The following is a 6,433-nucleotide window of genomic DNA, read 5'->3' as shown; positions in this document are numbered from 1 at the left end:
CTAGGAGAAACCTTCCCTTTTGAGCCTCTCTGAACTCTTTAAAAGGTTTCTTCTTCAATTGTATATAAAGCAAAATGCTTTCAAACTTTATTTTTCATATATTACAACAGTTTCCTGCTCATCTGTCTCTTCAAATTTAACCCCTACAACCTCATGCTTTGATGTTGGAACATTTTTGCCAACAAAATCTGGTCTTATAGGAAATTCTCGATGACCTCTATCTATTAGTACTGCCAATTGAACTTTCATAGGTCTTCCATTATCTGTTATTGCATCTAATGCCGCCCTTACTGTTCTTCCAGTAAATAGAACATCGTCCACTAATACTATTATTTTATTTGATATATCTATCTCCAATTTTTTATTTCCAACAATAGGACCTTTATCTATTTCACTCAAATCATCCCTATACATGGTTATGTCTAGAGTCAATACCTCTACAATTTTTCCCTCTATTTCTTTTATCTTCTCCGCTATTTTTTTTGCAAACGGAACACCTCGTGTTTTTATACCAACTAAAACGACATCATCTACACCCTTATTTTTTTCTATGATTTCATGAGCAATTCTAGTAACTGATCGCTGAATCGCTTTATTATCCATAAGCTCAGCTTTTACTTGCATTTAATCCCCTCCTAAAAATCCTTTGCATAATAACAAAAAACCTTGCCGACACTGTCAACAAGGTATAATTACACAACTAGTCCTAGCATACGCTAAGATAATTTCACACTGACCTTGTCAACCTCTCGTGCTGACTTAAAGGACTTCTATTCACTTCTTTACATACTATATCATACTATCAATATTTTGTCTATAGTTATTTTCTATCTCGAAAATATCTAAGCAATTTTTGAAAATACTCTGGCAGCTCCGAATTAAAAACCATCTGCTTCTCTAATGTTGGATGAATAAAACCTATTTCTTTAGCATGAAGCGTTTGCCCCTCCAAGTTAAATTTGGTTTTTTTAGGACCATAAATATCATCACCTAATAACGGATGTCCCGTATGAGCCATATGAACTCTAATCTGATGCGTTCTGCCTGTCTCTAATTTATTCTCTACATAAGTATAATCGCCAAATCTCTCAATAACTTTAAAATGTGTAACTGCTCTTTTAGAATTTTGAGCTGTTACAGCCATTTTTTTTCTATCCTTCGGATGCCTTCCAATTGGTAAATCAATCGTACCCTCATCTTCTTTTATATTTCCGTGAACAATACAATGATAAACTCTATGCGTACTATGCTCTTTAAGCTGCTCTGTCAGACTTTGATGTGCACGATTTGTTTTAGCTATCATAAGCAATCCCGTAGTATTTTTATCTATTCGATGAACTATTCCAGGTCTTTTTACTCCATTAATATTTGACAAATGATCTAAATGATAAAGCAAACCATTTACTAAAGTCTTTGAATAATGGCCTGGCGCAGGATGCACAACCATATTTTTAGGCTTATTTACCACTGCTAATTCTTCATCTTCATAAACTATTTCTATTGGCAGATTTTCTGCTTCTATCTTAAGCTCTACAGGTTCCGGAATTTCCACCTCTATCTTATCATCACTTTTTACAAGATATTTGGGCTTAACTATCCTTCCGTTAACTTTTATGAACCCTTCCTTTATAAGTTTATTAACATATGATCTTGAGTACTCCTCAAGTTCTTCCGATAAATACTTATCTAATCTAAGATCCTCTTCTTCTACACATAATTCATACTTAAGCATCATTCTTTACATCCTCTTCTATGGCCTTATTTTTTAGTACCAAATACGCCATCAATAAAGTTCCTAAAACAACCGCTATATCTGCAACATTGAATACTGGGTAATCATATAAATTACCAAACTTTACATCTATCATGTCAATTACATTGCCTAACCTTATTCGGTCGATTAAATTTCCAACAGCACCAGCAACTATTAAATCAGTTGCAAAATGCATAGCTCTTGTAAATGATTCTGTTTTTTTATAATAAACTAGAGCAATAATTATCAATCCAGTAATTCCAATCAAAAATACTTGCTTATTTTCTAATATAGACCACGCCGCTCCGTAATTTCTAACATGATTTATTTGAAGATAAGAATCAATTAATACTATTTTTTCTCCAATATCCAAACATGCTACCGTCATTAATTTAGTCGCTTGATCCAATAAAACTATAATAATAATAAATAACCAGCTCATCTTATCTCCCTCTAAATATTTCATCTAAATACTTTACTACTCTTACAAGCTCATCCATATCCTCTAATTTTAACGATTGCTCTCCATCAGAAAGTGCTATTTCTGGTTTGGGATGCATCTCTACCATAACTCCATCAGCTCCTATTATATGGGCGGCTTTAGTCATAGGTATAACTAAATCGCGTTTTCCAGTTCCATGACTTGGATCAACTATTATAGGTAAATTTGACAATTTTTTTATTATAGGTACTATAGTCAAGTCCAATGTATTTCTTGTATGATTTTCAAATGTTCTAATTCCTCTTTCACACAAGATTATATCTAAATTTCCTTCTTTAGCTATATATTCTGCTGCAAACAACCACTCTTCTATAGTTGATGTCATTCCACGTTTTAACATAACCGGCTTCTTCGCCTTACCCACTTCAGTCAATAAAGCAAAATTTTGCATATTTCTTGATCCAATTTGAAGCATATCCACCCTTTGGCTCAACCAAGCAACATCTCGAGGATCCATAACTTCAGTAACTGTTTTCAAATTATACTTTTTGGCCACTTCTGCCATTATTTCTACACCAGCTTTTCCCAAGCCTTGAAAACTATATGGTGATGTGCGCGGTTTGAATGCCCCTCCACGAAGTACCTTTACCCCATTTTGTTGCAAGCTTTTTGCAATAATTTCCATTTGCTCTCTATTTTCTATAGAACACGGTCCTGCAATTACAGTAAAATTCCCATCACCAAATCTTACATCATCACCCATATCTACCACTATATTGGGCTTTTCACTCCCTACATATCTTAACTCCATATCTTCCTCCACTATGCTAATCGATTAAGCACCTCATCTACAATCGACGCAGACATCTTTGCTGCATCCTTAACAAATTCCTCATAAGTTACTTCAGCAGACCCATCAGCTTTATCAGAAATAGCTCTAACAACAACAAATGGAACTTGATTCAAATATGCAATCTGAGCAATAGCTGCACCTTCCATCTCAGCACAATATGCTCCAAAATGTTCCCAAAGGAAATCCTTTGTATCTTGAGCTGAAACAAATAAGTCTCCTGATACAATTCTTCCTATCATAATTTTAGACTCTTTAGCTTTGAGTTTTGCCGCCTCTTCAAACACACCAATAAGTCTAGTATCTGCTTCAAAATAAGTTTTTCCAAGTCTTGGTATTTCTCCCAAAGGACAACCTGCACCTGTAACATCCATATCATGTTGGGCTAAATCTTTTGAAATAACTAAATCTCCTGGTTCTAACTCAGGATGAATAGCTCCAGCTACTCCAGTATTTACCATCAAATCGACATCATAATGTGTTGACAATATTTGTGCACATGCAGCAGCATTAACTTTTCCTATGCCTGACATTACAACAACAACCTCTTTATTTCGTAACTCACCTGAGAAAAAAGTCATACCTGCTAGTACTTCTTTTTTCGATATATTCATTTCAGCTTGCAAAATATCTACTTCCTCTTGCATAGCTCCTATTATACCAATCTTATTCATTCAATTCTCCTCCATTATTTTCAAGTTTTGATTCCGCATAAAAATTATCTAGAGCCTCTAACTCTGAATTTAAAAGAGTCTTAAATCTAAGTTTAAAAACTAGAACCTCTTCTTGTAATTTTTCAAGTTCTCTCTTCTTATCCTCTGCTCGTTTTTGTGCTTGTTCAATAATTCTATTTGCTTCATTCTCTGCATCTTTTACAATATTTTCTGCTTTTTCTCTCGCATTTATACTCAAATCTTCAGCTGACTTCTGGGCTACTACTAACGTATTTTGCAATGTAGTTTCTAGTGTATCGTAATGTTTCAGTTTTGATTTAAGCATATCCATGCGCTCTTTTATTTCAATATTTTCCTTATAACATCTTTCGTAATCACGCATCAACTCTCTTAAAAAAGATTGTACCTCATCAACTTTGTATCCATTAAAACCTTTTGAAAATTCTTTGTTTTGAATATCCAACGGTGTAATCACAATACCCCTCCTACTTACACATATTTTAAAACTGTGATTCGAAATCGATCTTTTTTAGTTTGTCCATTGACACTCGAAAGTTTAAATCTTCCAAAGCCTCTAATAGAAATTTGATCATTTTCTTTTATATCCGCAGAATTTTTTGTAGCTATTCTCCAGTTCAATTTTACTTTTTCTGCTGAAATTAAATCGCACGCTTTTTTTCTATTGATATTTGCTATAGCTGCAATCAAACTATCTAGTCTAAGCGCACTTATATTTAGATTTAAAGTCTCTGTTTTTATAATTTTATCTAGCTTTTCATCAAAGTTTTTTTCATTACATTTGATACTCAGCTTTCCAATTCTATTGAAACTATTCAATAGAAAATGTTCTAATTCTTTCTTCACCGCAAATTGTATTTCTTCTGGACTCACTATTATATCGCCAATTTTATCTCTTTCAATTCCTAAATTTAATAAGCTTCCCAGCACATCTCTATGCGAAGCTCTAAAAAATTTAAAATTTCCAATTGCTGAAATCAGAACTATTCTTGAATCAATATCATCTTCACACATATACGAAGGATATATCGTTATAATCGCTCGCTCTGCATTATCAAATATTCCTTGAATAGAATATGAAACTTCATCAAATCTATTTATTATAGATATAGCAACCTCTACACCTCTAGGATCTAAGAAATCAGTTTCTTGAATTTCATAACTGCGCATTGCTCTGTTACATATATCAACTATTCGCCGACCCAAAACAATTTCATCTTCTCTATTCAAATGCTTTGTATAAAAACTGCCATCTATACTACTCATTATAGCAATACTCCAAGTATTATTGATCTAGCTATTCTAAGTAAGAAGAACAAAATTATAGGTGAAAAATCAATCATTCCAGTATTTATATTCAGCTTATACATGCCTTCTCTTATAGGTGTCAGTAAAGGATCTGTCATCTGATATACTACATCTATAAGTACATTTCCTCTTTGTCCTTGAGCTATAAATGAAAGAACACATCTAACTAATACCAATATTTCAATAGCTCTAAAAAATAACATTATCCCGCTTATTATTATCCCATACATATAACCAGCCTCCTATTTTATGCTAAATTTTTTCTCAATCTCTTCGCTATAAAAATCGCCTTTTGGCAAATATATATACCTATCTTTACTCATTTTTTCTATTGAGCCATCTAATGCAAATATTGCTCCATTTAAGAAATCAAATACTTGTCTTCTATCATTCCCTTTTAAATCAGTATAATCTAAAACAACTCGGTCTCCTTTTTTGAAAGCATCTACTATAAATTCCGCATCTGAAAAGTCCAAGGGCTTCTTTATTACCATTTTGGGCGTTTTCAATACCTTAAGTTCAACTTCAGTTGTAGCTTCTTCCTCAAAATAATCTTCTTCTCTTTTTTCAAATCTATCTACATAAGTTACATTTGAATCATTTTTTGTATAATCTTGCTCATAATCATCATTTAATCCAATGACATATTTCGCCTTTTTCATAAATGTTTTAATTTTTTTCATAATGCCTCCTAATAATTACGTTTCCCAAATATAGCTGAGCCAACTCTAACTAAAGTAGCACCTTCCTCTATAGCAATTTCATAATCATTACTCATACCCATAGATAATTGTTCAAACTCCGCCCATTCATAATTTTTAAGTTTTAATTTTTCCGAAAGCTCTTTTAATTCCCTAAATACATATCTAACATTTTCTGGATTATCAGCATAAGGAGCCATAGTCATTAAACCTTTAATTTTCAACAATTTAAGGTTTCTCATTTCTTCAACAAAATCGTGAATTTCCTCAACAAATACTCCACCTTTTGATTTTTCTTTAGAAACATTTACCTGAATTAATACATCAAGTGTAGAATCTCCATTTTCTAATTTTTTCTGCAAAGCTTCTGCTAATGACCATCTATCTAGCGAATGTAATAAATCAACTTCATTTATTATCTGTTTTGCCTTATTAGACTGCAAATGACCAATAAAATGCTTTTCAACACCATATGGAGCTACTAATCCACTTTTCTCTATCAACTCAGTAGTTTTACTCTCTCCAATAATTTTTACTCCAACATCTAATGCTGGTTTCATTCTTTCAAATGGAACCGTTTTGGTTACACAAACCAAATCTACAGAACCTTTTTCCCTTCCAGCTCTTTCTGTTGCACATTCTATTTTATCATATACTGCTCTTAGTCTTTCCTCAATTGTCATTTCC

At 32.8% G+C, this 6,433-nt stretch carries 10 protein-coding genes; all 10 read right to left on the bottom strand.

What is annotated here, in order from left to right; all coding sequences use genetic code 11:
* Positions 1–87 precede the first annotated feature (87 nt).
* The gene (gene pyrR / locus N4A40_05600; protein MCT4661319.1) at positions 88–624 is read right to left on the bottom strand and encodes a bifunctional pyr operon transcriptional regulator/uracil phosphoribosyltransferase PyrR; all 537 of its coding nucleotides are present in this window, start codon (positions 622–624) and stop codon (positions 88–90) included.
* 196 nt (positions 625–820) lie between these two features.
* Complete coding sequence (locus tag N4A40_05595) at positions 821–1,735, bottom strand: RluA family pseudouridine synthase (GenBank protein MCT4661318.1); 915 nt, start codon at positions 1,733–1,735, stop codon at positions 821–823.
* Positions 1,725–2,219 carry a signal peptidase II gene (gene lspA / locus N4A40_05590; GenBank protein MCT4661317.1) on the bottom strand — a complete coding sequence of 165 codons (495 nt, stop codon included), beginning with the start codon at positions 2,217–2,219 and terminating at the stop codon, positions 1,725–1,727. The genes N4A40_05595 and lspA overlap by 11 nt, the downstream gene beginning before the upstream one ends.
* Positions 2,197–3,006 carry a 3-deoxy-7-phosphoheptulonate synthase gene (aroF, locus tag N4A40_05585; protein ID MCT4661316.1) on the bottom strand — a complete coding sequence of 270 codons (810 nt, stop codon included), beginning with the start codon at positions 3,004–3,006 and terminating at the stop codon, positions 2,197–2,199. Before aroF ends, lspA begins: the two co-directional genes overlap by 23 nt.
* Before the next feature lie 11 nt (positions 3,007–3,017).
* Positions 3,018–3,719 carry a 5'-methylthioadenosine/adenosylhomocysteine nucleosidase gene (locus N4A40_05580; protein MCT4661315.1) on the bottom strand — a complete coding sequence of 234 codons (702 nt, stop codon included), beginning with the start codon at positions 3,717–3,719 and terminating at the stop codon, positions 3,018–3,020.
* Positions 3,712–4,194 (bottom strand): DivIVA domain-containing protein, encoded by a 483-nt coding sequence (locus N4A40_05575; protein MCT4661314.1) that lies wholly within the window; start codon positions 4,192–4,194, stop codon positions 3,712–3,714. Before N4A40_05575 ends, N4A40_05580 begins: the two co-directional genes overlap by 8 nt.
* Before the next feature lie 14 nt (positions 4,195–4,208).
* Entirely contained in the window at positions 4,209–5,003 is a 795-nt protein-coding gene (locus N4A40_05570; protein MCT4661313.1) for a YlmH/Sll1252 family protein, read from the bottom strand.
* Positions 5,003–5,275 (bottom strand): YggT family protein, encoded by a 273-nt coding sequence (locus N4A40_05565; protein ID MCT4661312.1) that lies wholly within the window; start codon positions 5,273–5,275, stop codon positions 5,003–5,005. The genes N4A40_05570 and N4A40_05565 overlap by 1 nt, the downstream gene beginning before the upstream one ends.
* A gap of 12 nt (positions 5,276–5,287) precedes the next feature.
* Entirely contained in the window at positions 5,288–5,728 is a 441-nt protein-coding gene (locus N4A40_05560; protein ID MCT4661311.1) for a cell division protein SepF, read from the bottom strand.
* A gap of 8 nt (positions 5,729–5,736) precedes the next feature.
* Entirely contained in the window at positions 5,737–6,429 is a 693-nt protein-coding gene (locus N4A40_05555; protein MCT4661310.1) for a YggS family pyridoxal phosphate-dependent enzyme, read from the bottom strand.
* Positions 6,430–6,433: the final 4 nt, after the last annotated feature.

The sequence above is a fragment of the Tissierellales bacterium genome (assembly GCA_025210965.1).
Lineage (GTDB): Bacteria > Bacillota > Clostridia > Tissierellales > JAOAQY01 > JAOAQY01.
The sequence above is the reverse complement of the archived record's forward strand: the minus strand, read 5'-3'. Positions and strand labels throughout refer to the sequence as shown.

Coding starts and splice junctions, on each gene's coding strand:
- pyrR (MCT4661319.1), bottom strand. CDS start 624: ATGCAAGTAAAAGCTGAGCTTATGGATAATAAAGCGATTCAGCGATCA.
- N4A40_05595 (MCT4661318.1), bottom strand. CDS start 1,735: ATGATGCTTAAGTATGAATTATGTGTAGAAGAAGAGGATCTTAGATTA.
- lspA (MCT4661317.1), bottom strand. CDS start 2,219: ATGAAATATTTAGAGGGAGATAAGATGAGCTGGTTATTTATTATTATT.
- aroF (MCT4661316.1), bottom strand. CDS start 3,006: ATGGAGTTAAGATATGTAGGGAGTGAAAAGCCCAATATAGTGGTAGAT.
- N4A40_05580 (MCT4661315.1), bottom strand. CDS start 3,719: ATGAATAAGATTGGTATAATAGGAGCTATGCAAGAGGAAGTAGATATT.
- N4A40_05570 (MCT4661313.1), bottom strand. CDS start 5,003: ATGAGTAGTATAGATGGCAGTTTTTATACAAAGCATTTGAATAGAGAA.
- N4A40_05565 (MCT4661312.1), bottom strand. CDS start 5,275: ATGTATGGGATAATAATAAGCGGGATAATGTTATTTTTTAGAGCTATT.
- N4A40_05560 (MCT4661311.1), bottom strand. CDS start 5,728: ATGAAAAAAATTAAAACATTTATGAAAAAGGCGAAATATGTCATTGGA.
- N4A40_05555 (MCT4661310.1), bottom strand. CDS start 6,429: ATGACAATTGAGGAAAGACTAAGAGCAGTATATGATAAAATAGAATGT.